19 protein-coding genes are annotated in these 26,787 nt (G+C 68.7%); all 19 read right to left on the bottom strand.

All coding sequences use genetic code 11. The features are described 5' to 3' along the window. Positions 1 to 6 precede the first annotated feature (6 nt). The gene (locus ACLJRM_RS43675) at positions 7 to 480 is read right to left on the bottom strand and encodes a carboxymuconolactone decarboxylase family protein (protein WP_410666380.1); all 474 of its coding nucleotides are present in this window, start codon (positions 478 to 480) and stop codon (positions 7 to 9) included. 28 nt (positions 481 to 508) lie between these two features. Beyond that, a complete protein-coding gene (locus ACLJRM_RS43670; RefSeq protein ID WP_101612776.1) occupies positions 509 to 1,375 on the bottom strand; it encodes a sigma-70 family RNA polymerase sigma factor in 867 nt (288 codons plus the stop codon). Positions 1,376 to 1,465: 90 nt separating this feature from the next. After that, positions 1,466 to 3,346, bottom strand: coding sequence for an OmpL47-type beta-barrel domain-containing protein (locus ACLJRM_RS43665; protein WP_101612775.1), 1,881 nt, complete (start codon positions 3,344 to 3,346; stop codon positions 1,466 to 1,468). 69 nt (positions 3,347 to 3,415) lie between these two features. Continuing rightward, the gene (locus tag ACLJRM_RS43660) at positions 3,416 to 7,381 is read right to left on the bottom strand and encodes a ThuA domain-containing protein (RefSeq protein WP_410666379.1); all 3,966 of its coding nucleotides are present in this window, start codon (positions 7,379 to 7,381) and stop codon (positions 3,416 to 3,418) included. 19 nt (positions 7,382 to 7,400) lie between these two features. After that, complete coding sequence (locus ACLJRM_RS43655; RefSeq protein WP_410666378.1) at positions 7,401 to 8,420, bottom strand: multicopper oxidase domain-containing protein; 1,020 nt, start codon at positions 8,418 to 8,420, stop codon at positions 7,401 to 7,403. A 14-nt stretch (positions 8,421 to 8,434) separates the two neighbouring features. Further along, a complete protein-coding gene (locus ACLJRM_RS43650) occupies positions 8,435 to 9,331 on the bottom strand; it encodes a sugar phosphate isomerase/epimerase family protein (RefSeq protein ID WP_101612772.1) in 897 nt (298 codons plus the stop codon). A gap of 10 nt (positions 9,332 to 9,341) precedes the next feature. Beyond that, a complete protein-coding gene (locus ACLJRM_RS43645; RefSeq protein WP_101612771.1) occupies positions 9,342 to 10,346 on the bottom strand; it encodes a sugar phosphate isomerase/epimerase family protein in 1,005 nt (334 codons plus the stop codon). Continuing rightward, complete coding sequence (locus ACLJRM_RS43640; RefSeq protein WP_410666383.1) at positions 10,346 to 13,435, bottom strand: ThuA domain-containing protein; 3,090 nt, start codon at positions 13,433 to 13,435, stop codon at positions 10,346 to 10,348. Before ACLJRM_RS43640 ends, ACLJRM_RS43645 begins: the two co-directional genes overlap by 1 nt. 342 nt (positions 13,436 to 13,777) lie before the next feature. Then, on the bottom strand, positions 13,778 to 15,151 hold the full coding sequence (locus ACLJRM_RS43635; protein WP_410666377.1) for an alkaline phosphatase family protein: 1,374 nt from the start codon (positions 15,149 to 15,151) through the stop codon (positions 13,778 to 13,780). Continuing rightward, positions 15,148 to 16,230, bottom strand: a complete 1,083-nt coding sequence (gene eboE, locus ACLJRM_RS43630; RefSeq protein WP_410666376.1) for a metabolite traffic protein EboE — start codon at positions 16,228 to 16,230, stop codon at positions 15,148 to 15,150. Before eboE ends, ACLJRM_RS43635 begins: the two co-directional genes overlap by 4 nt. Continuing rightward, entirely contained in the window at positions 16,227 to 17,090 is an 864-nt protein-coding gene (locus ACLJRM_RS43625) for a TatD family hydrolase (RefSeq protein WP_101612768.1), read from the bottom strand. Before ACLJRM_RS43625 ends, eboE begins: the two co-directional genes overlap by 4 nt. 2 nt (positions 17,091 to 17,092) lie before the next feature. Next, the gene (locus tag ACLJRM_RS43620; RefSeq protein WP_101612767.1) at positions 17,093 to 18,523 is read right to left on the bottom strand and encodes an EboA domain-containing protein; all 1,431 of its coding nucleotides are present in this window, start codon (positions 18,521 to 18,523) and stop codon (positions 17,093 to 17,095) included. Further along, the gene (locus ACLJRM_RS43615; protein WP_410666375.1) at positions 18,520 to 19,368 is read right to left on the bottom strand and encodes an SCO3242 family prenyltransferase; all 849 of its coding nucleotides are present in this window, start codon (positions 19,366 to 19,368) and stop codon (positions 18,520 to 18,522) included. The genes ACLJRM_RS43620 and ACLJRM_RS43615 overlap by 4 nt, the downstream gene beginning before the upstream one ends. After that, positions 19,365 to 20,522, bottom strand: a complete 1,158-nt coding sequence (locus ACLJRM_RS43610; RefSeq protein ID WP_101612765.1) for an inositol-3-phosphate synthase — start codon at positions 20,520 to 20,522, stop codon at positions 19,365 to 19,367. Before ACLJRM_RS43610 ends, ACLJRM_RS43615 begins: the two co-directional genes overlap by 4 nt. 120 nt (positions 20,523 to 20,642) lie before the next feature. Next, positions 20,643 to 21,812, bottom strand: a complete 1,170-nt coding sequence (locus ACLJRM_RS43605; protein WP_101612764.1) for a Gfo/Idh/MocA family protein — start codon at positions 21,810 to 21,812, stop codon at positions 20,643 to 20,645. A gap of 167 nt (positions 21,813 to 21,979) precedes the next feature. Continuing rightward, positions 21,980 to 23,032, bottom strand: a complete 1,053-nt coding sequence (locus ACLJRM_RS43600) for a substrate-binding domain-containing protein (protein ID WP_101612763.1) — start codon at positions 23,030 to 23,032, stop codon at positions 21,980 to 21,982. Positions 23,033 to 23,054: 22 nt separating this feature from the next. Beyond that, positions 23,055 to 24,071: an ABC transporter permease gene (locus ACLJRM_RS43595; protein ID WP_101612762.1), complete on the bottom strand. Its 1,017-nt coding sequence runs from the start codon at positions 24,069 to 24,071 to the stop codon at positions 23,055 to 23,057. After that, positions 24,068 to 25,570 (bottom strand): sugar ABC transporter ATP-binding protein, encoded by a 1,503-nt coding sequence (locus ACLJRM_RS43590; RefSeq protein ID WP_410666374.1) that lies wholly within the window; start codon positions 25,568 to 25,570, stop codon positions 24,068 to 24,070. The genes ACLJRM_RS43595 and ACLJRM_RS43590 overlap by 4 nt, the downstream gene beginning before the upstream one ends. Beyond that, complete coding sequence (locus ACLJRM_RS43585; protein WP_101612760.1) at positions 25,567 to 26,766, bottom strand: ROK family transcriptional regulator; 1,200 nt, start codon at positions 26,764 to 26,766, stop codon at positions 25,567 to 25,569. The genes ACLJRM_RS43590 and ACLJRM_RS43585 overlap by 4 nt, the downstream gene beginning before the upstream one ends. Positions 26,767 to 26,787 lie beyond the last annotated feature (21 nt).

Raw genomic sequence — 26,787 nt, 5'->3', positions numbered from 1 at the left:
CTGTATTCAGTGCGCGAGCTGGCCGACCTGGTAGTTCCCGGCCGGCTGCCGGGTGATGACGTTCAGCCGGTTGAAGGCGTTGATGAGCGCGATCTGGGTCACCAGCGCGAGAAGCTGCTCTTCGTCGTAGTGCTTGGCGGCGGCCTCCCACGCCTCGTCGGTGACGCCGCTGCCGTCGGCGAGGCGGCAGCCCTGCTCGGTGAGCTCCAGCGCGGCGCGCTCGGCCTCGGTGAAGACCGTCGCCTCCCGCCACGCCGCGACCAGGTTCAGCCGGGTCGACGTCTCCCCCGCGTGCGCGGCTTCCTTGGTGTGCATGTCGAGACAGCCCGAGCAGCCGTTGATCTGGCTGGCCCGGATGTTCACCAGTTCCCTTGTCGCCAAAGGAAGTTCCGTGGCTTCGATGACCTTCGCCGCCGAGACGAGGTGCTTCACCAGCTTCGGCGCGAGAGCGGTCTTGAAGAGTTCGAGTCGTGCCTGCATGGGTTTCTCCTTCTCGTCCGTGTTTCGTTTACTTGGACGAGAACGGCTCCCGAGAGGTAACACCCATGGCCTCGAGGCGATCCGGATCACTCACCGAGTCGATCGCCACGATCCGGCCGTCGGTGATGGTGCAGGCCAGCGCCCCGAGGAGCCTGCCGCTCTTGCTCCACGACACGAGCCCGGTCTTGCCGTTGACCAGCGCGGGACGCACGGTCACCGCGGCACGGGCGCCGCGCCGGGCCTGCGTGGCCACCTCGGCCGCGCCCAGGCGGACGACCACGCCGCGCGCGGTCTCCGAGCGCCACGTCACGTCGGGGTCGAGCACCCGGAGCAGGCCTTCGAAATCCCCTTCGCGCGCGGCCGCGAGGAACGCGTCGACCACGGCGCGCTGCTGCGGCTCGTCGGCCGGGCGCTGTCCCTGCACCTTCCGGCGGGCACGGCTGGCGAGCATCTTGGCCGCGGCCGTGGATTTGCCGAGGATCTCGCCGACCTCGGCGAACGGGACCGCGAACAGGTCGTGCAGCACGAAGGCCAGCCGCTCGGCCGGGCCTAGTGTGTCGAGCACCACGAGCAGCGCCAGCCCGACCGACTCGGCCAGCAGCGCGTCTTCCTCCGGCGAGTCTTCGAGCACCAGCGGTTCGGGCGGCTCGTCGTCGTACGAGTCCTCGGGCCTGGCCTTGCGCGAGCGCAGGACGTCGATGCAGACGCGGCCGACGACGGTGGTCAGCCAGCCGGAAAGGTTGTCGATCGTGTCGGCGTCCTGACGGGCCAGCCGCAGCCAGGCCTCCTGGACGGCGTCTTCGGCGTCCGCGCGCGAGCCGAGCATGCGGTGGGCCACCGCCACCAGGCGTCCGCGCTGCTCCTCGAACGCGCTGGCCAGGGCTTCGCCGGTCATGTCGTTACCTTTCTCGCGCCGAATCCGTCATGTCCATGACGAACGCGACGCGAGAAAGGTAACCGACGACCTCGTGAGTGGTGAGGAGGCTCAGACGTCCCTGATCGGCGTCTTCACGACCTTCTTCATCCCGGGGTTCTTCGTCTCCGGCCGCTTCTGCGGTTCGGCGGTCGAGCCGCCGATGCCGGAGTCGATCGCCGCCGTGACGATCAGGTTCCGCTCGTCGGACGAGATGGCCTCGCCGTCGAGGAGTTCCTGCGTCACCGCTCGCACGTAGGTAACGAACTGGTCGTTCGACGAGTAGTCCGACTCGTCGTCGATCACGTCGTTGATCGTGCAGCCGTTGCCGGTGTCGCGGTTCTCGACCTGGCTGTCCGCCGAGCCGAGGATCACGGTGTCCCGGACGTCGGAGTCCGGGCAGGCGTCCGGCCCCGGCGGCGCGGCGACGATGCTGAACGCGCCGCTCTGTTCCGCCGAGACGTTGCCCGCCTTGTCCGACGCCTTGTAGGTCAGCGTGTGCGTGCCGAGCGCGGTCACCTTGACCGGCGCGGTGTAGACCGTCCAGGCACCGCCGTCCAGCTGGTACTCGATCTTGTCCACGCCGGACCCGGTGTCCGTCGCGGTCAGGTTGATGGTCGCGTCCTCGATGTACGACCAGCTTCCGTCCAGATCACCGCTCACCACCGCCGAAACGACCGGCGCGGTGCTGTCGTCGCCTTCGACGATGGTGAACGTCGCCGTGCCTTCGGCCGAGACGTTGCCCGCCTTGTCGGTCGCCTTGTGGTTCACCGTGTGCGCGCCGACGACGGTCAGCGCGAGCGGCGCCGAGTACGTCAGCCACGGGCCACCGTCCAATTTGTACTCGACCTTGCCGACGCCCGAACCGGCGTCGGTGGCCGTGAGCGTCACGGTCGCCTTGCCGACGTAGTTCCCGGCGGTGTCCTTGGTCCCGGTCACTTCCGACGTCACGGTCGGCGCGGTCGTGTCTCCGCTGACGATCGTGAAGTGCGCCATGCCCTCGGGCGAGACGTTGCCCGCCTTGTCCGAAGCGCGATAGTGGACCATGTGCATCCCCGGCGCGGTGACCGCGACCGGAGCGGTGTACGCGGTCCACGCGCCATCGTCCACTTTGTACTCGACCTTGTCGACGCCGGAGTCGGCGTCGGTGGCGGTCACCTTCACGGTCGCGGTGTCGAGGTAGTTCCCTGCGCCGTCCTTGGTCCCGGTCACCTCGGACGTCACCGTCGGCGGCGTCTTGTCACCGGGCTGGCCTGCGACGACGCTGAACGACGACATCCCTTCCGGGGAAACGTTCCCGGCCTTGTCGGTCGCCTTGTAGTGGACCATGTGCGAACCCACGGCGTTGACCACCACGGGCGCGGAGTACGCGGTCCAGGCGCCGCCGTCGAGCTGGTACTCGACCTTGTCCACCCCGGACTGGCTGTCGGTGGCGGCCAGGTTCACCGTCGCGGAACCGACGTAGTTCCCGGCGGTGTCCTTGGTGCCGGTGACGTTGGCGGTCACCGTCGGCGGGGTCGTGTCGGGGTTGCCGCCGCCGTCGGTGACGACGAACTCACCGACCATCTTGCTGTGCCCCTGGATCGTGCAATAGAACCGGTACTTGCCCGGCGTCAGCGTCACGGTCGCTTCGTGCTCGCCGTTCTGCTCGTCGTAGGGGTTGGCGACGATGTTGAGGGTGACGTCGTGGTTGTAGCCCGGCGTCGACGTGTCGAACGTCAGCGTGTGCGACATCGTCGAGCCGAGGGCTTCGGTGTTCTTGAACAGGATCGTGGTCTCGCCCGCGACCGCGGTCGTGGGCGCGCTGAGGTAGTGGTCGGTGCTGTCGCCCGCGGTCCATTCCAGGGTCTGGACGGGGGCGGCGGAGGCGGGTGCGGAAGAGCCCGGTAACACCAGGCCCGCTATCGCGAGCGCCGCGGCCAGCAGGGCCGCGACGAGGATTCTTGGGGACATCGCAGGGAAACCTTCCGTACAGGGAGACCGGCCGGGCGCGAGGGAGGTCGCGCCCGGCCGGCTTTCGCGCTACAGCTGCCGCACCCGGATGTTGCGGAACTCCATCAGGTCGTTGTCACCGTGGTTCTGCAGGCCGATGAACCCGCTGACGAACTGCCGGAAGTCGGTGGACGGATCGCCCGCCCGCGACGACTGGATCCCCGGCGCGTTCTCGAACTCGTTGATCACGACACCGTTGCGGCTGATCGTGTACTTCTGGCCGACGACCTTGACCTCGTACTCGTTCCAGGTCCCCTTCGGCTTCACGCCCGCCTGGTCCAGCGGCCGCGGGTCGAAGTTGTAGATCGACCCGGTCTTCTGCGGTTCACCGGTGGCCCCGTCGTACAGCTGGACCTCGTGTCCACAGTAGATCGCGACCCAGGCCTGCGAGGTCTTCGCCGACCCCACCGTGCCGCAGCTGCCCGGCGGACGCTGCTCCAGCGGTGTGCGCGGATCCGGGAACCGGACGAACACCCCGCTGTTGGCGCTGCCGCTCGGCGCGATGTCCTTGAACTGCAGCTTCACCGAGAAGTTGCCGAACTGCCGCGCCGAGTACCACAGCATCCCCAGCCCGCCCGACGGTCGCAGCGACCCGTCCGGCTGGATGGCGAACTGCCCGGACGGTGCCTGCGACCAGTTGCGGAACGACTCCGCCGTGCCGTCGTAGATCGCGTCGTAGCCGGTGACGCCCTTGTTCCCGATGGGCGACGCGGCGGCCGCGGCGTTGATCTTGTCCGCCTCGGCCGAGTTCAGCACCCCGAGATCGTCCAGCCGGCCCACGGCCTGGTTGACGTGGTTGACGAAACCGGCGTGGGAGGTCCACGTGCTCTCGTCGTCGATCAGGTCGTCGACCGAGCACCCGCCGCCCGCGTTCCGGTTGCTCACCCCGGTGTCGGTGTCACCGATGGTCACCGTGGCACTGGGATCCGCCACGAAACAACCGATACTGACCGAGTTCCGCGTGGTCACCGTCTCGCCGTCCGCGTAGGTCACGGTCAGCTTCGCGGTGTAGAGCCCGGTGCGCGGGTAGGTGTGCCGCGGGTCGGCCTGCGTCGAAATGGTGCCGTCGCCGAACTCCCACTTGTAGGAGACGCCGCCGGACTTCGACCCGGTGAAGGCCGCGGTGAGCGGCTTGTTCTGCACCATGGTCGACATCGCCGCGGCGGACGGGGTGGCCTCGCCGCCGGTGTAGCTGATCTTCACCAGCTTCTGGTTGTCCTGCAGGGTGAAGAAGCCGCTGCCGTAGTCGAGCGCGTACAGCGCGCCGTCCGGACCGAACTCTGCGTCCATCCAGCTCTGCAGCTTCGTGTCGCCGCCACCGGTCGGGATGATCTGCCGCACGGTCTCGGCGAACACCGGCGGATCCTGCTTGGGCACACCGTTCGGGTCGACGGTGACCGCGATCCGGTTCTGCCCGTTGCTCTGGTCGCCGATGAACCACTTGTCGTTCCAGTACGACGGCCACGCGACACCGCTGGTGGTGTTGACCAGATCGCGGTGGTACGTCGGCCCGGTCATGACCGCCTGGCCGCCGCCCTTGAGGTAGGGCTGCGTGTAGGTGGCCTCGGCCGCGTTGTACGACGGGACGGAGCTGTTGGGACGGTTGGGGAACACCGGCCCGCCGCCGTCCGGCGAGTACCAGATCATGTTCTTCTTGACCGGCGGCAGGTTCACCAGGCCGGTGTTGCGCGGCGAGGTGTTGACCGGGTTGTCGCAGTCGTACCAGCCGGTGAGGACCGCGGCGTCGGTGCTGCTGCGGTCACGGTAGGGCTGCTTGTTGCCCATGCAGTACGGCCAGCCGTGGTTGCCCGCCTCGGTGATGATCGTGGCGGTCTCGTACTTGGCCGGGCCGAGTTCCGGACTCGGCGTGGACGCGTCCGGACCGACCCACGCGGCGGTCAGCCAGTTGGTCTTCTTGTCGACTTGCAGACGCGAGATGTTCCGCACGCCCATCACGTAGATCTCGGGCCTGGTCTTGTTCCCGGGGTCGTTGGCCTCGGGGAACAGGTTGCCCGCCGGGTTGGTGTACGTGCCGTCGGCCTCGGGGTGGATCCGCAGGATCTTCCCGTTGAGGTCGTTGGTGTTGCCGGCGGTGCGGCGCGCGTCCTGGAACGAGACGCCCTTGTAGTCCTGGGTCCAGTTGTTGCCGGAGTACCCGTTGGAGCCCTGCGACGAGTTGCTGTCACCGGAACCGACGTAGAGGTTCCCGTCCTTGTCGAAGGCCATGCCGCCACCGGCGTGGCAGCAGCTGTGGATCTGGACGTCCCAGGACAGCAGGTCCTTGCGGGTCGCCTGGTCCAGCGTCTGCTTGGTCAGGTCGTAGGTGAACCGCGAGACCGTGCGCTTGCCGATCCGCTTGTCGATGTCGATCGACGCGTGCGGCATCCAGTAGGCGTACATGAAGCCGTTCTCGCTGAACTTCGGGTCCAGCTCGAGCCCGAGGAGACCTTCCTCGTTCTTGACCATTTCGTCGCCGCTGCCGCGGTTGCCCATCACCTTGAGCGTGGTGAGCAGCTTCGGCTTCTTGGTGACCGGGTCCCACTGATGGATCGTGCCGCAGCCGGCACCGATCTCGGGGTTGGTCCACTCGTTCGGCGTGGGCACCGAGTTGCCGGCGCAGGCCGCGCGGCCGATGTAGAAGACCCGGCCGTTGGGGGCGATGGTGAGCCCGTGCGGTTCGCCGATCTGGTCCATCTGGCCCGGCTGGTTCTTCGCGGTCAGGCGTTCGACCTTGTAGTTGGCCGCGATGCCCGCCTTGCAGTCCCCGCGCACCATGCCGGTGGTCCACTTCAGCGCGCCGAGGATGTGGGTGCGGAACTGGGCTTCGCCGTAGCTCGCCTCGGTCCGGCCCATCCCGCTGTAGAAGGAGCGGCCGCCGTCGTAGTCACGGCACCACGAGATCGGGTGGAACGCGCCGTTGGCGCCGACTCCCGGCTTGTAGGTCGACTCCTCGACCTGCGCGACGGTGTGGACGGTGCCGACCGGGTTGACCTCCCAGTTGAGCCACCGGTCCGTGCGGACCCACTTCTGCGGCAGGCCCGCGGTGGCCGGGTTCGCCTTGTCGAGGACGTCGACCGTGGCCTCCGCCGGAGCGGTCTCCGGTGGCGGCGGGGTGGTCGACTGGTCCTTGAACAGTTTGAAGTCGGCCAGCTGGGTGGCCGATTCACCGGCGTTGGCGGTGATGTTCAGCCGGTAGTTCGCGTACGCCGTCGTGTTGGCGAAGGTGAAGGTGCGGCTCTGGAACCGGTCGGCGAACACCTCGTTGGTGCGGGTGTCCAGATCGGTCCACGTGCTCCCGTCGTTGGAACCCTGCAGGGTCCAGCTCTTCGGGTCACGGCCGGCGAAGTCGTTCGCCGAGACGAGCGCGTAGCTGCTCACCGCGACCGGCGCGGCCAGCTTGTAGGCGATCCACGCGGTGTTCGTGAAGGCCAGCCACTTGGTGTTCTCGTTGTTGTCGGCCAGCTTGTCCTTGCCCTCGTTGGGCGCGTTCTCCGCACTCGCGGTGACCGAGGCGACCGCCTCGGGCGTGGGACGCGCCCCCACCGGGCGAGCCCCGATCAGCCCGGAGAACCACTGCGAACCGTCCTGGGCGCGCGCGGCGTCCGACAGCCCGAGGAAACCACCGCCCGCCTTCATGTAGTTCTGCAGCGAGGTTTCCTGGTCGCGGTTGAGCGTGATGCCCTGCGCGGAAAGGAAGACCACACCGCGGTACTTCGCGAGGTTCGCCGGGGTGAACACCGCGGGGTCCGAAGAGGACGCGACGGAGATCCCGTTCGCCTGCCCCAGACTGGAGATCGCGTCCGTGGCGCGCAGGACGGGGTCCTTCTGGTCCGCAGCGGTGCCGTGGAAGACCAGGACGTTCACCGGGACGTTCGTCGCGGCTTCGGCGGTCACCGGTGCGATGGCCAGCGGAAGCCCGGAAGTGACGACGGCGCCGACCGCCAGTGCGGCCAAAGACCGTCTGCGGAGCCGACGTTGCGAAAAGACTCGTCTCAAGTTCTCGCTCCTTTCGAGGCTAGTGGTGGGAATGGGCCGAGGCGCCGGTGGCGTCCGGGGTGGAGGTGGTGCCGTGCTGGTGTCCCTTGAAGCGGTCGATCGCCGCCTGGGCGCCCGCGGGCATCCCGCCGTCGGCGTTGCGGACCAGGAACACCCCGGACATGCCGTCGTCCGAGTGCTGCTGGACGTGGCAGTGGTACATCCACGCGCCCGGCCCGACGCCGTCACCGGCGATCACCTGGAACCCGAAGGAGTTGCCGGGGTCCAGGGTCTTGTTGTCGAGGATCGGGGCGTTGTCGGTCGCGCTGGTGAGCATGCCGGTGCGGGTGTCCGCCCAGCGGTGCGCGTGCAGGTGGAAGGTGTGCATCAGGTTGCCGTGCCCGATGCAGATGAACTCGACGCGTTCACCGAGGTTCGCCTCGAAGATCGGGGTGTTCGGGGCGACCTGGTGGTTGATCCACATTTCGGTGAACACGACGGTGAACTGCTTGCTGGGCAGCAGATCCCCGCGTTTGCGCACGATCAGGCCGCCGTAGAGGCCCTTCATCAGGCCGATGGTGCCGTGGTCCCCGCCGAACGCGTGGTCGTGGTAGTGCCAGTACCCCGCGCTGCCGGGCATCCAGAAACCGTTGGCCGCCTGGTAAGCCGTCCGCGTCTTCCAGGTGTAGGTCTTGGTCTCGTACGGCTTGTTGAAGGAATCGTTGAACGGCGAGCCGTCCGACTTGGTGTCGTAGTTGACGCCGTGCGGGTGGATCGAAAGCCGCTGGTCGGTGTTGTTGACCAGCTCGATCACCAGCGTGTCGCCCTCGTAGCACTCCAGGAGCGGCCCGGGGATCGTCGGTTTGCCGGGCTCGAGCCCGTAACCGACCCGGGTCGAACCGGGAACGTAGTCGGCGTACACGGTGATGTTGCGGGTCATCCCGGCCGCCGCGGCAGGTGACGAACCGGCGCTGGCCGACACCACGACCGGGGCGATGACCCCGGCCGCGGTGCCCGCGAGCATCGATCTGCGGGACAGCCCGCGTTTTTGCTTGTCCATTGTGGAGTCCCCAGCTAGAAGCGGACGTTACGGAGATAGGTGAATCCGGTCTGGGCGGTGCTCAGGGGATCCGTGGGGTTGTCGTGCTCGACGATGTACTCGTGCAGGTTGGCGCGGGTGTTCCGGAAGATCCGCGGGAAGTCGATGACGCCCTTGCCGGGGTCGACCATCCGGCCGTCCGCGGTCCGGTCCTTGACGTGGTACTGGACCACGCGCGGGAAGTGCTGGCGATAAAGCGAAACCGGGTCGACGCCGCCTTCCACCGCCCAGAACAGGTCGATCTCCAGGTGCACGTAACGCCGGTTGGTGTTCCTGGTGAGCACGTCGTACGGGCGCACGCCGTCGATGGGCGCGAACTCGTGGGCGTGGTTGTGGTAGCCGAGCGGGATCCCGGCCTGGCGGAACTTCCGTGCCGCCGTGTCGAGCCGCCCGGCGAACTGCTTCCAGCCGTCGAGGGTGTCGAAGGCCGCGAACGGCACGTTGGCGCGGGTGTTCCCGAGGACCTTCGCGTCGGCGATGGTCTTGTCGAGATCCCCGTCGATGCCGACGTGCGTCGACGTCGCGCGGATGCGGTTCTTGTCGAGCAGGCCGCGGAACTCCTTGGCCGTGCGGCCGTAGGTGCCCGCCAGTTCGACCTTCCGGTAGCCGATGTCCGCCAGCGCGGACAGGGTTCCCGGCAGATCGGCCTGCAGCGCGGTGCGCAGGGAGTAGAGCTGGATGCTGATCTTGTCCACCGGGACCCGGCCGTGCCCGTGACCGTGCCCGTGGCCCTGGGTCTCCGCTTCCGCGGACGTGGCCGCGTTCGCGATTCCCGGCAGGGCTACCGCCGCACCGACCGCGGCCGCCGCCGTCGCGGCACCCCGCAGGAGCGACCGCCGGGAGTGGAACCGCTCAGCTTCTTCACCGCACATGAAACCGCCCTCACTTCTGGTTGCTGAAAGCCGCGTCGAAGGCCGCCGACGGCTTGTCGAACAGGAGCCCCCGCAGAAAGGTCACGGCCTCCGCCGCGCCCCGGAGCCGGTCCATGCCGGCGTCTTCCCACTCCACCGAGATCGGACCGGCGTAGCCGATCGAATTCAGTGCGCGGAAACAGTCCTCCCAAGGCACGTCGCCGTGCCCGGTCGAAACGAAGTCCCAGCCGCGTCGGGGGTCTCCCCAGGGGAGATGCGAGCCGAGCCGTCCGTTCCGTCCGTCGAACCGTTTCCTGGTGTCCTTGCAGTCCACGTGGTAGATCCGGTCGGCGAAATCGAGGATGAAGCCGACCGGGTCGAGGTCCTGCCAGATGAAATGCGAAGGATCCCAATTGAGCCCGAATGCCGGACGGTTGCCGACAGCTTCGAGCGCACGTTTCGTCGTCCAGTAGTCGTAAGCGATCTCCGACGGGTGGACCTCGTGCGCGAACCGCACCCCCACCTCGTCGAAGACGTCGAGGATCGGGTTCCACCGGTCCGCGAAGTCGGTGTAGCCCTCGTCGATGACCGCCTGCGAGACCGGCGGGAACATCGCGACGTACTTCCAGGTCTTGGAACCGGTGAAGCCGATCACCGTGTCCACCCCGAGTTTCGCGGCCGCGCGGGCGGTGTCGGCCATTTCCTTCGCCGCCCGCTGCCGGACGCCTTCCGGTTCACCGTCGCCCCACACCCGGGACGGAATGATGGCCTGGTGGCGTTCGTCGATCGGATCGTCACAGATGGCCTGGCCGACGAGGTGGTTGGAAATGGCCCACACCTTGAGGCCGTGCTCGGCGAGCAGCTTGAGACGCCCGGGCACGTAGTCCTCTTCGGACAGTGCGCGGTCGACCTCGAAATGGTCGCCGGAACACGCGATCTCGAGGCCGTCGTAGCCCCACTCGCCGGCAAGCCTGCACACCTCGGTGAACGGGAGATCCGCCCACTGGCCGGTGAACAGGGTGATCGGACGGCTCATCAGTTCTCCTCGAAATTAATCGCGTCCACGTCGAACAGACCGCCGGAACCGCCCTTGAACACGAGGAACAACGGGCCGGTCCCACCGGGGTCGGTGATCGCGGAGGCCGGGATGTCGGCATAGGTGTCCCAGCCGCCGGTGTTGGCGACGGTGACCGTCTGGACCAGCGGCCCGTCCACCGCGCCAGCGCGGACCTCGATCGTGCCGCCCGCCCCACCGGAAGAGACCCGGTAGCCGATGCCGCGGACACCCACGAGGTTCACCGGGTCGAATTTGATCCAGTCACCGGCTTCGATGTGGCCGACCCGCTTGCCGCCACTGGCGCCGTCGTGCCCGACGACCTCGATCCCGCTGGACTGGGTGTAGAACTCCGCCTGCTTCAGCTTGGGCTGCAGCAAGGATTCCGCCTCGCCGGTGAGCGCCGGGACGCCGTTGGCACCGTTGTCGGTGTAGCTGGCGTTGATGACGCCGAAGACGTTGGCGTCCGCGCCGTGACCCTCGTCCGCCGGAGTGGCGATGGTGCCCTCACAACCGGTCGCGCGGCTCAGCGGATGCCCGTGCCCCTCGTGGCCGAGGATGTATTCGACGGTCACCTTCGAGCAGTCGATCGGGTTGTCCTCGGCGTCGGTCACCTCGACCTTGAACGGGACCGTGTCACCGAAGCTGAACACGCTGCCGTTGACCGGGGTCTTCAGCGTGACCACCGGCGCGGTGTTGCCGACGGTGACCACCGTGCTCGCCGCCCCGGTCAGCCCGGTGGGGTCGGTGACCGAAAGCTTCGCCGTGTACTGGCCGTTCGCGGTGTAGGTGTGGGAAACCGGTCCGGCTTCGGTGGAATCGGTCGTGCCGTTCCCGTCGAAGTCCCAGGCGTAGGTGAGCGCGCCACCGTCGGGGTCGTTCGTCCCGGCCGGGTCGAACTTGACGGTCAGCGGCGCCTGCCCGGACGTCTTGTCCGCGGTCACCTGGGCCACCGGCGTCCGGCGTCCCTTGGTGTAGTCGACCCGGTAGACCGCGGATTCCTTGGAGCCGCCGAAGTAGCCGGTGCCGTAGTCGAGGACGTACATCGCGCCGTCCGGCCCGAATTCGATGTTCATCGGGCGGACCAGGTCCATCGAGTCGAAGAACGGCTTGATGGCACCGCGTTCGCCGTTCGGTCCGACGGTGATCTCCTTGATCCAGCTGCGTTCCCACTCGTAGGCGAAGGTCTTGCCGTTGAAGTACTCCGGGAACTTCGTCTGCGACGGGTTCTTCGCGTCGTACTGGTAGACCGGGCCGCCCATCGGGGATTCCGGACCCGTGCCGAACTCGGGCACCGAGCCGCCGTCGTAGGGGATCCAGGCCTTCTCGACCGGCGGCAAGTCGGTGAGCCCGGTGTTGCGCGGGCTGGTGTTCTTCGGCTTGGCGCAGTCGAAGGCCGCGCCGGACTGCTTGGTGGCGAAGTCGTAGTCGATGAACGGCTGGTTGTCCCCGACGCAGTACGGCCAGCCGAAGTTGCCCGGCTTCTTGATCAGGTTGAACTCGACCGTGCCACCGGGACCGCGCTTGGGGTCGGCCGCACCGGCGTCGGGGCCGTAATCGGCCAGGTGGAGCCAGCCGGTCTTACGATCGACGGCGAACCGGAACGGGTTGCGGAAGCCCATCGCGTAGATCTCGGGCTTGGTCTTGGCCTTGCCCTTCGGGAACAGGTTGCCCTTGGGCACGGTGTACTTGCCCTTGGCGTCGACCTTGATCCGCAGCACCTTGCCGCGCAGGTCGTTGGTGTTGCCGGAGGTGCGCTGCGCGTCGTAGACCGGGTTACGGTCGGCGCGCTCGTCGATCGGGGTGAACCCGTCGGAGGAGAACGGGTTGGAATCGTCCCCTGTGGACAGATACAGGTTGCCCTGCGCGTCGAAGTCGATCTCGCCGCCGGCGTGGCAGCAGATGCCGCGTTCGGCCGGGACCTGCAGGATCTTCTGCTCGCTGGCGAGGTCCAGGTTGTTGTCGGTGGTGAGCTTGAACCGCGAAAGCTGGTTGTAGCCCTTGAACGGGGCGAAGTCGGCCGGGGTGCCGTTCTGCGGCGCGTCACCGGCCGGGGTGGTCAGTTTGGGCGCGTAGTACAGGTAGACCCAGCGGTTCTTGGCGAAGTCCGGGTCGATCGCGACACCCTGCAGGCCGTCCTCGTCGTGGTTGTAGACGGGGATCGTCGCGGCCAGTTTGGTCGTCGCGGCGGAGCTGGTGTACCAGACGCGGCCGTCGCGCGAGGTGTGCAGGACGTCGCGGTTGGGCAGGACGGAGAGCGCGATCGGCTCGCCGGTCTTCTCCTCGCCCTTGGCCAGGGTGATCTGGTCGAAGTCCGCGTCGACCGGGTCTTCCTGGGTCTTGGCGCAGCCCGCTTCGCTCAGCTTGGTGGCGTACTTGATCCCGCCTGCCAGGTGCTTGCGGAACGCCGGTTCGCGGTAGGACTCCTTGGTGTGCCCGCCGCCGGTGTACCAGGAGCGGCCGCCGGAGTTCTCGTGGCACCAGGCGATCGGGTGGTCGCCCATCGCACCGTCACCGGGCTGGTAACTCTTCTCGTCGAGGCTCGCCAGCACGTGGACATTGCTGCGCGGATTCTGGCGGTAGTTGTACCACTCGTCGGTCCGCGGCCAGGTCTCCGGGAGGTCCACAGTGGACACGTGGGAGTGGTCCTCGACCTTGACGTTCGCCTTCTGGATCTGCGGGTGGGACTTGAAGTACGCCCCGACCAGCTGTCCGTACCAGGGCCAGTCGTATTCGGTGTCGGAGGCGGCGTGCACGCCCACGTACCCGCCGCCTCCCTTCACGTACCGTTCGAACGCGGCCTGCTGGTCCGCGTTCAGCACGTCACCGGTGGTGGAAAGCCAGACCACCGCGTTGAAGCGCTTGAGGTTCGCGTCGGTGAAGGCCGCCGCGTCCTCGGTGGCTTCCACTCCGAAGTGGTTCTGCGCACCCAGTTCCTTGATCGCCTTGACCCCGTCGGGGATCGAATCGTGCCGGAAGCCCGCGGTCTTGGAGAACACGAGCACCGTCGCCGCTTCGTGCGCCGATGCGGTGGGCATCGGCAGCGCGAAGCCTGTCAGAGCGGTGACCATCGACGTGACGAGCACGCCGAGCCGTCGTTTTAAGGACATGGCTGTAGCGATCCTTTCGATGAGCGGCGGCGATCAAGGAACGGAATGCGGTGAGAGCTAGGTGGAGAGCGCCTTTCGTGAGGTGGGTGGGTGGATGGGCGGGAAGGGTGGCGGCGGGTGGGGGGTCGGGGTGGTCGTGAGTGGTAAGTGACGTTCTAACGCCACTTACCACTCACGACCCGCTGTACCGAGAACCTCTCGTCACCGAGCTGGCGTGAGGCGTCCCGAAAGCCACTTTCGGGACATCACACGTCGCGAAAGTGGCTTTCGCGACACGACCTGGCGATGCCATCTCCGGCGCCCTCATTTCAGGCCTTGCAGGGACAACAGCAGCGGATGCACGTCGGTCGCCCCCACCCGGCCGGACGGCTGGAAGGCCGGATCGCTGCACAGCAGCACCGGACCGTCCTCTGTGGAATCCGGTAGCCGTCCGTGTGAGCCGCGCACCCAGCGCGGGTCGGTCGGGACGACGTCCATCGCGTACCGGAGCCCGGCGAACTTCTTCGCCAGGTTGAGCCCGGCCCGCGCCTTGGCGAACTTGTCCTCCGGATCGAAGAAAAGTTCGGCGGGGTCGTAACCCGGTTTGCGGTGGATCTCGACGCCGCGCGCGAAGTCGGGTTTCCGCTCGTCGTCGAGCCAGTAGTAGTAGGTGAACCACGAGTCCGGTTCCGCGACCGCGACGAGTTCGCCGGCGCGTTCGTGGTCGATCCCGTACTTCGCCTGCGCCTCGCGGTCGAGGACCTCGTCGACGCCGGTCAGCTCGCCGACGATCGAGCGGACCCGCTCCACGTCGGCGGAGTCGCGGACGTAGACGTGTGCCACCTGGTGGTCGGCGACGGCGAACGCGCGCGACGCCCACGGGTCGAGGTACTCCATCCCCGCCTGGGTGTAGACCTCCAGCAGGCCCTCGCGGCGCAGCGCCCGGTTGATGTCGACGGGGCGCTCCACGTTGGTGATGCCGTACTCGCTGAGCACGACCACGGTCGCCCCGGCGTTGCGGGCGTCGTCGAGCAGCGGCGCGAGCGCGGTGTCCAGTTCCCGCGCGGCCAGCGCCGCCTGGGGAGCGTCCGGGCCGAAGCGCTGCAGGTCGTAGTCCAGATGCGGGACGTAGGTCAGCAGCAGGTCGGGCCGCTTCTCGCGCAGGATCTGCCGGGACGCGCCGATCACCCACTTGCTCGACTTGATCGACGCCGTCGGGCCCCAGTACTGGAAGAGCGGGAACTCCCCCAGCGCGCCGGTCAGCTGATCGTGCAGTTCCGGCGGGCGCACGTAGGCGTCCGGCGACTTGCGGCCGTCGGCGTGGTAGATCGGCCTCGGCGTCACCGTGACGTCGGTGCTCATCCCCATCGCGTACCACCAGCACACGTTCGCCGACGTGTAGCCGGGGTGCGCCGCCCGCGCGGTCTCCCACAGCTTCTCGCCGCCGACGAGCCGATTGTGCTGGCGCCACAGGAAGATCTCGCCGAGTTCCCGGAAGTACCAGCCGTTGCCGACGATCCCGTGCTGCGCGGGCATGAGCCCGGTGAGGAAGGTCGACTGCGCGCTGCAGGTGACGGCGGGCAGCACCGTGCCCAGTTCGGCCTGCCAGCCGTCGCGGGCGACGGCGGACAGGTTCGGCATGTCCCGCAACGCCTTCGGGGTGAGCCCGACGACGTCGATGACGACCAGCGGCTTCACGCGGAAACCCCTTTCCGGACAAGGTTCGCCTTGGCCCATTCGAGTTCGGCGGCGATCCCGCCGACGAGGTCGCCCGCGTCCGGGAGCACGCTCCAGGTATAGGTTTCGACCTCGATATGCGGTTCGCCGGGCAGCCCGGCGGCGACCGTGCGCAGGACGTCGGTCGTGGTGGCGAGCGGCGCGGCCGGGGCCTGGTGCAGCGGCATGTGGAAGTGCACTCGCCACGGGCCCTCCCCCGGCAATTCCGTCCAGGCCTCGGGCAGATCGTCGGCCTTGTGCACGACACCGTCCGCGCCGAGTTCCCGCACCTGGTGCAGATAGCGCGGTTCGGCGAAAGTGGCCAGGGCTTCCGCCGCCTCCGCGGGCTTTTCGACGTGCAACGCCGCGGAGGCCTGGACCTTGACGATGTCCACATCGGACTCCGCGATCGCCTTGAGGGTCTCCGCCGGATCGGCGAACGACACCGCGAGGTGACAGGTGTCCAGGCACAGCCCGACGTACTCCGGGTCGACGCGGCCCGAGAGCCAGCCCAGCGCGTCTGCCACCGTGTCGAGCACGCAGCCGGGTTCGGGTTCGACGGCCAGCCGGATCGGCCGGTCACCGGTGGTCCGGATCGCCCGGACGACCTGTTCGAACGCCGTGGCCGCGGCGTGGTCGTCGTGGTCGGTCCACGGCTCGCGCCAAGCCAGCGGCAGGGTGGAGATACTGCCGTACGTGGCGTCCTCGGCGAGCAGATCCGCGAGCACGGTCACACAGTCGATCGTGTAGGCGACCCGTTCGCTTTCCGTCCACAAAGGACGATAAACCGCGTGCTTGACGACCTCGTCGTGGAAGCCGCCGTACGGGAACGCGTTCAGTGTGTAGACGCTGAGCCCGCGCGCGTCCAACTCGGCACGGAAGGCCTTGCGCGCTCCGGCGTCGTCGGCGAGTCCGCGCGCGACCGGCGCGGAGAGCCACAGTCCGACGCCGAGCTTGTCGGCGCCCAGCCGCTCACGCACCGGGAGCGCGTACCGCTCCAGCTGCGCGACGATGCCGTCGACGTCCTCGGCGGGGTGGACGTTCGTGCAGTAGGAGATCATTTGCGGGCACCTCGCAGGACCGAGTTGCCCTCGAACGTCTCCGCCTCACCGGTGAAACCGGGCAGCGGGTCGAGGGTGAGCCGCCCGCTCTGGTCGTAGAAGGCGACCGGGTTCTGCCACAGCACCTTGTCGACGTCGGCGTCGGTGAACCCGCCGTCGAGCATCGCCTGACCGGTTTTGGCGGTCTTCAAGGGATCCGAGCGGCCCCAGTCGGCGGCCGAGTTGACGATCATCTTGTCGAGGCCGTACTGGCGCAGGATCTCGACCATGCGGTGCTCGTCCATCTTGGTGTCCGGGTAGATGGAGAAACCCATCCAGGCGCCCGAATCCTTGACCAGCTTGACGGTGACCTCGTTGAGGTGGTCGACGATGACGCGTTCCGGCGCGATACCCGCTTCCCGGACGACGTCGAGGGTGCGCTTGGTCCCCTCGAGCTTGTCGCGGTGCGGGGTGTGCACCATCACCGGCAGATCGTGTTCGAGGGCCATCGCCAGCTGCCGCGCGAAGACCTCGTCCTCTTCCTTGGTCATCGAGTCGTAGCCGACCTCGCCGACCGCGACGACGCCGTCCTTGGCCAGGTACCTCGGGAGCACGTCGAGTACCTCACGGCACCGAGGGTCGTTGGCCTCCTTCGGGTTCAGCGCGATCGTGCAGTGGTGCCGGATGCCGAACTGGGCGGCGCGGAACCGTTCCCAGCCGATGAGCGCGTCGAAGTAGTCGGTGTACGAGCCGACGCTGGTGCGCGGCTGCCCCAGCCAGAACGCGGGTTCGACCAGCGCGCGGACGCCTGCCGCGTACATGGCTTCGTAGTCGTCGGTGGTCCGGGAGGACATGTGGATGTGGGGATCGAAGATGCGCACGGTCAGTGGCCTTCCTTGAGCAATGAGAGGGCGTCGGCGGGAACGTCACGTCCGGCCGCCCTGCGTTCGTCGGCGAAATCGGCGAGCATGCGCCTCAGCTCGTCGTCCGCGCGGGTTTCGAGCTCCGCGACGGCGGCGAGGGGAACGCCGACGAAAACGCATTTCAGGACACCGTGCCGCCACGTGTGCGGTTCCAGGTGACGCGCCGCGAAGGCGCCCATGGCCGCGGCGACGAGCCGGATGTCGTTGGCCCGCAGGGCATCGGCGACGAGCAGTTGCCCGGCTCCGCTGACCTTCTCGTCGAGGGATCCGTCCTGGACGAGCTTGTTCAGCCCGCGCAGGACCCCGCGCCGCTCGGCGTCGTCGCCGTACCGGTACAGCTCGCCCAGTTCGACCGCCAGGTCCACCGGGGGCAGCTGACGGGACAGCACCCCGATCAGCCGCGAGCGGGCCGCGTCGTCGACGGTGCCGTGGACCAAGCCCTGCGGATCGGTTTCGGGCTGGAGCGCCGTCCGCCCGACCTCACGGCCGACGGCCGGGAAGAGCGAACCGATGACCGACGGCTTCTCCCGGATCCGGCTTTCCGCCTTGGTCAGCCAGGTGTCCTCCGGCAGCGCCGCGGTCAACGCCTCGAAGGCGCGTCGCGCGGTGTCCGGCGCGGCGTGACTGTGCCGCGGCAGTTCGACCGCGGCCAACCCTGTGTAGCCGATCTCGCTCAGTGCCGCCAGAGTCGCGGGCAGATCCAGCTGCCCGTCACCGAACTCCAGATGCTCGTGGACCTTCGGCAGCATGTCGTCCAGCTGCACGTTCCACAGCAGCGGACCGGCGAGGCGGACGCATTCCGCCGCGTCCACCGGCTCGACGGCGACGCAGTGCCCGACGTCGAGCGTGACACCGAACAGTTCCGGTTCGCCGAGCTCCTTGCGCAGATCCAGGACCTGGCCGAGATGCTGCACGAGGTGACCGGGCTCGGGTTCCATCGCCAGCCGCACGTTCAGCCGCGCGGCGTGCTCCAGGACCGCCGCGACACCCTCACGCAACCGCGACCAGGCCACACCGTTGTCCATAGTGGACACACCCGACCAGAAGGAAACGCAGTCCGCCCCGAGGTCGCCCGCGATCTGCAAAGCCTTCGCCAGGAAGTCGATCCGGAGCGCGGGGTCGTCCGACAGCAGCGTCGGCGAGTGCTTGCGCCACGGGTCGAGCAGGTACCGCGCGCCCGTCTCGATGACGACCCGGTTCAGGCCGAGCGCCGAAAGCCGGGACGCCACGTGATCGACCTGTCGCGCCAGATCGTCGGCGAACGGGTCGAGATGGTCGTGGTCCAGCGTCAGCGCGACCCCGGTGTACCCGAGGTCCGCGATGACGGCGAGCGCGTCGTCGAGCCGGTGGTTGGAGAACCCGTTGGTGCCGTATCCCAGGGAGAAACTCATGTGGGGCTCACCTTCCGCGACAGCTTGCGGGCGATCGGCAGCGCGGCCGCGACCAGCGCGGCCCCCAGTACCGAGCCCTTGGCCGTCACCGCCGCCTGCAGCGGGACCATGCCGTGGATGCCGGACTTGGTCGCCGAACGCACGGACTTCGCCGACGGATCGCGGACGGCGTCCGCCTGCGCGTGGGCGACCAGGCCCGCGTAGCCCGAACCGGCCACCAGAGACGCCGCGCGGTGCCAGCCACCGCGGGCCGGACCGCTCAATGCCAACGTTGTCGCCGCACAGCTCGTGGCGAGCGCGGCACGGGCCGTCGCCGGGCTTCCACCGTGGACCTCCCCGGTGGACAACGCGGTGACGCCGAGCGTGTGGACCCCCACGGCCGCCGCGGCGGTGAGAGCACGGCGAGTTTCAAAGCCCGCGCCCAGCAGGACGTCGAGCGTGCGGCAGGCCGCCATCGCCACCGGTCCGGCCGGGGTCGGCTTGAGCACGGTGTCGTAGGCCCACACCGCGGCCGCGAGCGGGACGGCGACCTTCATCGCCTGGCGGCCGCCGCCGAGCGCGGCCAGGCCGAGCCCGGCCGCGGTCAGCGTGGCGCCGGTGGTGAGCGCCGCGCCTGCGCTCACCCGCCCGGACGGGATCGGCCGCTCGGGACGCTCCACGGCGTCGAGCTCCCGGTCCGCCCAGTCGTTGAGGGCCATCCCGGCCCAGTAGAAGGCGACCGAGGACAGCGGCAGCAGCAGCCGTCGCCCGGTCATCTTGAGCCCCGCCGCGGCGGACCCGGCGACCGTGTCACCGAGCACCGTGAGCGCGGCGGGCGCCCGCACGAGTTCTACGTAAGCCTTCACAGGGCGGCCGCCCAGGTGATCAGGCGGGCGGACTGCTCGGCGAAGCGGTGCTCGTCGCTGCCCAGCGGGTCCTTGAAGAAGAAGCCGAGTTCGGTCAGCGCGCCGCTCTGGCCCGCGGCGTGCGCGGTGGTGACCAGGCGGGCGAGGTCGAGGATCAGCGGCGCCGCGAGCGCGGAGTCGTAACCGGTCCAGGTGAACTGCAGGCTCATGCGCGCGCCGAGGAAACCCTCGAACGACACGTGATCCCACGCGGTCTTGACCTCGCCGAGGTCGGGCACGTTGTCGATGTGCAGCGGCGCGGTGACGTCCTCGCCGAGCAGCGCGGCGAGCCCGCGTGCCTTCGATTCCAGCTTGCTGTTCGCGGTCACCGGGTCGGCCAGGGTCTCGCCGTCACCGCCGCCGAGGAGGTTGGTGCCCGCCCAGGAACGGACCTTCAGCGCCCGCGCGCTGAACATCGGCGCGAGGACGGTGCGGAGCAGGGTCTCGCCGGTCTTGCCGTCGGAACCCGCGTACGGCAGGCCTTCCCGCTCGGCGAGCTCTCGCAGCGCGGGCAGGGTGATCCCGGCCGACGGCGTGAACTCGACGTACGGAGCCCCCGCTTTCAGTGCCGAGTAGGCCGAAAGCGAGCTGGACGGCAGTACCGCCCGCGCCGGATCGGCCATGGCCGTTTCGAGCGCGTCGAGGTCGTCGTGTTCGGGCAGGTGGGGACACGGAGCCTCGGTGGAGGACACGTTGACCACGACGACCCGCGCGAGGTCGTGCCGGTCGGCGAAAGCTCGGATGTCCGCGGTGAGCCGGGCGGCCGCGTCGGACTGGGCACCCGTATGCGTCGCCGGGTGGTAGCCGTCGCGGATCTCGGCGTCCACTTCGGCCAGCCCGGACCGGACCGCCGAGAACACCGAGTGCCCGAACACGCCGGCGTGCGCCAGCTGTTCGGCCCGCTTCTCCAGCGGGGTGTGCACGATGTCGTGCCCGCCGAGGACCAGATCGTCCCAGCCCGGCAACGGAACCCCGGCGAAATCGGGCAGTTCGGTGACGCAGCCGCCACCGCCCGTCACCCCCGCGCGGAGGGCGAGCAGCCCCACCGCCGCGGTCGTGGCGACAGACCCCCTCGCCCCGATCAACCAGATGCCCGTACGCTCGTGAGCAGGCATTTCTCCACCTTTCCAGAACCCGAAAACGCCAACTGTGTTCACCATCGGATGGTCGGACGTTTCGGATCGAACCAAGTCGCACTGATGTACGTCCATGCGACTTTCGGCTGGATCTACTTCTCAGTTACTCCCCCTCGCAGTGACGCCGGGCACAGCGGTCCAACGGGACTCTTCGGACGCGCTGCGTTCGACCGCGTCCAAGACCTGCTGGACCCTCAACCCGTCCTCGAAGGACGGTTCGGGATCCGTGCCGTCGCCGATCGCGGTCAGCAGGTCGGCGACCTCGTTGGTGAAGGTGTGCTCGTAGCCGAGGAGATGCCCCGGCGGCCACCAGACCCCGACGTACGGGTGCTCGGGTTCGGTGACCAGGATCCGGCGGAACCCGGCTTCGGTGGCGGGCTGGCCACCGTCGAACCAGGACAGTTCGTTCATCGATTCGAAGTCGAACGCGAGGCTCGCCTTCGACCCGTTGATCTCCAGCCGCATCGCGTTCTTGCGGCCCAGCGCGAACCGGGTCGCCTCGAAACTCGCCACCGCGCCGCCGGTGAACCGGCCGAGGAACAGGGCGGTGTCGTCGACCGTGACCTGGCCGGTGCCGCCGTCGCCGTCCGGCCGCTCCTTGACGAAGGTGTTGGTGAGCGCGGAAACCCCGGTGATCGTGTCACCGGTGACGAACTGGGCCGCGTCGACGATGTGCGCGCCGAGATCGCCCAGCGCGCCCGAGCCCGCCTTGTCCTTGTGCAGCCGCCAGGTCATCGGCGACGCCGGATCGGACAGCCAGTCCTGCAGGTAGACCGACCGCACGTGGCGGATCTCGCCGAGCGCCCCGCTCGCGACCAGCTTCCTGGCGTGCGCGAGCGCGGGCACCCGGCGGTAGTTGAACGCCACCATCGACCGGACGCCGTTCGCACGGGCCTTCGCCGCCGCCTCGGCCATCGCTTCGGCTTCGGCGAGGGTGTTGGCCAGCGGTTTCTCGCACAGCACGTGCTTCCCGGCCTCGAGCGCGGCGATCGCGATCTCGGCGTGGCTGTCGCCCGGGGTGCAGATGTCGACCAGGTCGACGTCGTCACGGGCGATCAGCGCGCGCCAGTCCGTCTCGACGTCTTCCCAGCCGAACCTTTCCGCCGCGGCCTTCGCCCGCACCTCGTCACGGCCGCCGAGCACGGCGAGTCTCGGGATCAGCGGCGGGGTGAAGAACCGGTGCACACTGCGCCACGCGTGCGAATGCACCGCACCCATGAACGCGTGGCCCACCATGCCGATCCCGATCGTTTCCTTTGCCGTGCTCATGCCCCTCCTAGGTGCTGTGTCTCTCAAGCGCGCTTTCGCCTTTCCGCAGCCGGGCCGCGACCTTGGCTGGCCAGTCACTCAGCCGTACCGGGCGGCCCGCCTCCGCAAAGCCGAGGCCTCCGGCCGTACAGAGGCGCGCGCTTGTGCTCGTGTCGGGATTGCGGGCCCTACGAGTCGAAGCCGACGTCCATGTACTTGTCGACGTTCTCCTTGGTGACCACCGCGGAGTACGTGGTGATCTCGGCGGGGATCTCGTGCTCGGCGAAGTCACCGGCGCCCTTGCCCTGGCCGAGCAGCCGCGCGAGCGAGATCGCCGAAGAGGCCATCGACGGGCTGTAGAGCACCGTCGCCTTCAGCGGCTCGGCGTCGGACTTGATCAGGTTCATCGCGTTCTTCGACCCGGCGCCGCCGACCATCAGGAAGTTCTTGCGGTTGGCGTTGTTGATCGCCGCGATGACCCCGACCCCCTGGTCGTCGTCGTGGTTCCACAGCGCGTCCAGTTTGGGCGCGGACTGCAGCAGGTTCGACGTCTGCTTCTCGCCCGACTCCGGCGTGAACTCCGCGGAGACCCGCGGGCCGACCGCGAAACCCTGACGCGCCAAGGCGTCCTTGAAGCCCTTGCTGCGTTCCTGGGTCAGCGGCAGCGAGTCGATCCCGGCGACCTCGCCGATCACGGGGCTCGCGATGTTCTTCGCCTTCATCTGCTGGGCGATGTAGTTCCCGGCGTTGACGCCCATCCGGTAGTTGTCACCACCGATCCAGGTGCGGTACGCGAGCGGGGTGTCGAAGACGCGGTCGAGGTTGATCACCTGGATACCGGCGTCCATCGCCTGCTGGCCGACCGCGGTGAGCGCCTTGCCGTCGAACGGCAGGATCACCAGCACGTTGACCTTGGCGTTGATCAGCGTCTCCACCTGGGAGATCTGCTGGTTGACGTCGTTGGTGCCCTCGGTCGCGTTGAGCGTGACCTCACTGAACTTCTGCGCCTGCGCGCGGGCGTTCTTCGTGATGGCGGCCATCCAGCCGTGGTCCGCGGCCGGCGCCGAGAACCCGATGGTGACCGGGGTTCCGGGCTGCGAGTTGGCCCCGGCGTTGGCCACGTTGGCGGCGTTGTTCTGCGCCGGTGCCTCGTTCGAGGTGCACGCGGTCAGCAGCGCACCCGCTCCGACGGCCGCGCCTCCCAGCAGGAAACGGCGGCGGTGCAGGGATTGTTCGGTCATGACGACTCTCCATCCACGGTGATCAAGTACTCGTCTTGGTTTTCTTTACGGAGCGGAACTGGAGCAGCGCGGCCAGCACGATGATCACGCCCTTGGCGATGTTCTGGATGTCGGTGTCCAGGTTGTTGAGCGTGAAGATGTTGGACAGCACGGTGAAGATCAGCACGCCGATCAGGGTGCCGATGAGCGAGCCGCGGCCGCCGGTGAGCAGCGTGCCGCCGATGACGACCGCCGCGATGGCGTCGAGTTCGTAGAGCATGCCGTTGGTCGAGGCGCCCGCGGTGGTGCGGGCGACGACCATCAGCGCGGCGATGCCGCAGCACAGGCCGGCGACGCCGTAGACGAGTGCGGTGTGCCGCTTGACGTTGATGCCCGCCAGGCGCGACGCCTCGGCGTTGCCGCCGACGGCGAAGGTGCGGCGGCCGAACGTGGTGCGGTTCAGCACCACCCAGCCGACCGCGAACACCAGCGCGAACATCCAGATCAGCACCGGGATGCCGAGCAGGTCACCGCGGAAGAACTCGAGGAAGCCCGCCTCGGCGACCACCTGCGTGCGGCGGCCGCTGATGCGTTCCGCGAGCCCGCGGGCCGAGACGTACATCGCCAAGGTCGCGATGAACGGCACGATCTTCCCGTAGGACACCAGGATCCCGTTGACCAGACCGCAGCCGAGGCCGACGAGGAGTCCACAAAGGATCATCACCCACGGTCCGTAGGACTGCGTGGCCAGTGTGGTCAGCCAGACGCTGGAGAGCGCCACGATCGACCCGACCGAGAGGTCGATGCCGCCGGCGATGATCACGAACGTCATCCCGACGCTGACCACGCCGATCGCCGCGGCGAGCCGCAGGATCGTCGAGATGTTGCCTTCGGTGAAGAACTGGTCGGGCCGGGTCACGCTCCCGACGACGCACAGGATCACCAGCACCCCGGTCAGCGCGAGCAGCCGGGAATCGAGTGAGAAGGCGAGCCCCTTCTTCTTGGGTGGCACGGGTTCCACGGCGGTCCCCGTACGCACCGACTCGGCTTGGTCAGTCACGCCGCACTCCCCTCGAGAATCACGTCGAGCACATCCGCCTCTGTCAGCTCCGCAGACGGCTTTTCAGCCAGGACACGTCCTTCACGCAGCACCAGCACCCGGTCGGACAGTCCGAGTACTTCGGGGATCTCGCTGCTGACGAGCACGATCGCGACCCCGGTCGCGGCCAGTTCCTCGATCAGCCGGTACAGCTCGGCCCGCGCGCCGACGTCGACCCCGCGCGTCGGCTCGTCCAGCAGCAGCACCCGGCAGCCGCGGACCAGCCAGCGCGCGAGCACCGCCTTCTGCTGGTTGCCGCCCGACAGCGTGCGGATGATCCGGTGCGGGTCGGCGGGCCGGAGATCGAGACGCCGCAGGCTTTCCCCGGCGTCTTCCAGTTCCCTCGACCGCTCGGTGAAGCCGAACGTCGCGTATTTGCCGAGGCTCGCCAGGGTCACGTTGTGCACGACGGGCAGGTCCAGCAGCAGCCCTTGGCTCTTGCGTTCCTCGGGCGCCAGGCCGATCCCGGCCTTGACCGCCGCGGACACACTGCCCGCCCGGACCGGCTTTCCGTCGACCGACACCGAACCGGTGTCTTGCTTGCGGGCGCCGAAGATCGTCTCCAGCAGCTCGCTGCGGCCGGAACCGACGAGACCCGCGATACCGACGACTTCACCCGCGTGCACGGTGAAACTCACGTTCTCGAACTCGCCGACGGTGGTCAGGTTCTCCACCTTGAGGACCTCGGTGTCCGGGTCCACGTGCTCCTGATGACGCGGGCCGAACACCGTTTCGACCTTGCGGCCCGCCATCAGCGCGACGAGGTCCGAGGTCGGCGTCTCCTTGGCGTCGAGGCCGGTGGAAACGGTCTTGCCGTCCTTGAGCACGGTGACGCGGTGGCCGATCCGGCGCAGTTCTTCGAGCCGGTGGGAGATGTAGATGATCGCGACGCCCTCGGCGGTCAGTTCGCCGACGATGCGGAACAGGTTGTCGACCTCTTCCCCCGCCAGCGCCGCGGTGGGCTCGTCCATCACCAGCAGCTTCGCGTCGTACGCGAGTGCCCGCGCCATCGAGACCAGCTGTTGTCCGGCGGCGGAGAGCTTGCCGACCTCGGTCGACGGCGTGATCTCCGGATGCCCGAGCCTCGCCATCAGCTGAGCGGCCTTCTTCCGGGATTCGCTGATCCGCGTGAAGCCGAACGACGCGCGCTCGCGGCCGAGGAAGATGTTGTCGGCGACGGAAAGTCCCGGTACCAGGTCGAGTTCCTGGTACATGGTCGCGATCCCGATCTTCAGGGCGGCGACCGGCGAGGGCAGCGTGACCTGCTCGCCCTGCCAGAAGATCTCGCCGCCGTCGGGACGGTGCGCCCCGGCGAGGGTCTTGATCAGCGTGGACTTGCCCGCGCCGTTCTGGCCGAGGAGACAGTGCACCTCGCCGGGTTCGACGTCGAAGTCGACCCCGTCGAGCGCGCGCACCCCCGGAAAGGTCTTCACGATCCCCCGGACCGAAAGCAGGGTCATGCCGGTGCCTCCTGGGTGACGAACGGGACGAGCGTCGGATCGGCGAAAAGCCGTTCGGTGGCGAGATGTGCGGCGCCGCGCAGCGGGGCGGTGGTACCCAGCGGGGACGGCTCGACGCGGCAGGCGGGCTCGTGCCCGAGCGGACGCGCGGACAGTTCGCGGCGCACCGGCTCGACCAGCCACTCGCCCAGTTCGGCGAAGTAGCCGCCGAGCACCACGACGTCCGGGTCGAGCACGTCGACCACGGTGGACACCGCGACGCCGAGCGCGACCCCGAGTTCCGAAACCGCGGCGACCGCGCGCTGATCACCGCGCTGGACACGGTGCTTGAGCAACCCGACCCGGCCGTCGACGCCGAGCGCGGGGTCGTGCAGCGGGTCGCCGGGTGAGGCGGCGCCGCGCAGGACGGCGTTGAGCCCCGCCTTGGTCTCCAGGCAGCCGACCCGGCCGCACTGGCACTGCTCGCCGGACGGGTCCACGGTGATGTGCCCGACCTCGCCCGCGAAACCCCTGGCACCGCGCAGGATCGCGCCGCCGGACACGAGTCCGCCGCCGACGCCCATCCCGCCGCTGAGGTAGAAGAGCTCCCGCACGCCGCGCCCGACACCGGCGACGGCCTCGCCGACCGCGGCGAGATTGGCCTCGTTGTCGACCGCGATGGCGTCGGCGGGCAGCCCGAGCCGGGCGGCGAGCAGATCGGCGATCTCGGCGTCGCGCCAGCGCAGGGTCGGCGCGAACCGCAGCACCGCGGCGGCCGAATCGACCAGGCCGGGAACGGACACCGTGACGCCGACCGGGAGATCGTCGCGGAGCACCTGCCCGGCGAGGAAAGCGAGCTCGTCCATGCTCCGGTGGAGACCGAGCGCGGCGACGTCGGCGGTCTCCGTGCGCTCGGCGACGACGCTGCCGTCGAGGTTCGTGACGACGGCGGCGAAGCGATCGGCCTCGACGCTGAGCGCGAGCCCGTAGGCGCTCGCCCCGTTCAGCTCGACCAGCTGACTGGGCCTGCCGTTGCCGCCGGCCTGCAGTCCCGCGGAGCGGACCAGGCCGCGTTCGGACAGCTCGGTGATCAACCCGGAGACGGCCGCTTTGGTGATCCCGCAGCGCGCCGCGAGCTGGGTGCGCGAAAGCGGCCCCCCACGCAACGCACGCAGGAGCGCGGCGAGGTTCGCCGTGCGTGGATCAGTCGCGGCCACACTGCCCTCACTTACGAATCG

This window comes from Amycolatopsis sp. lyj-84 (assembly GCF_046549075.1).
Lineage (GTDB): Bacteria > Actinomycetota > Actinomycetes > Mycobacteriales > Pseudonocardiaceae > Amycolatopsis.
The sequence above is the reverse complement of the archived record's forward strand: the minus strand, read 5'-3'. Positions and strand labels throughout refer to the sequence as shown.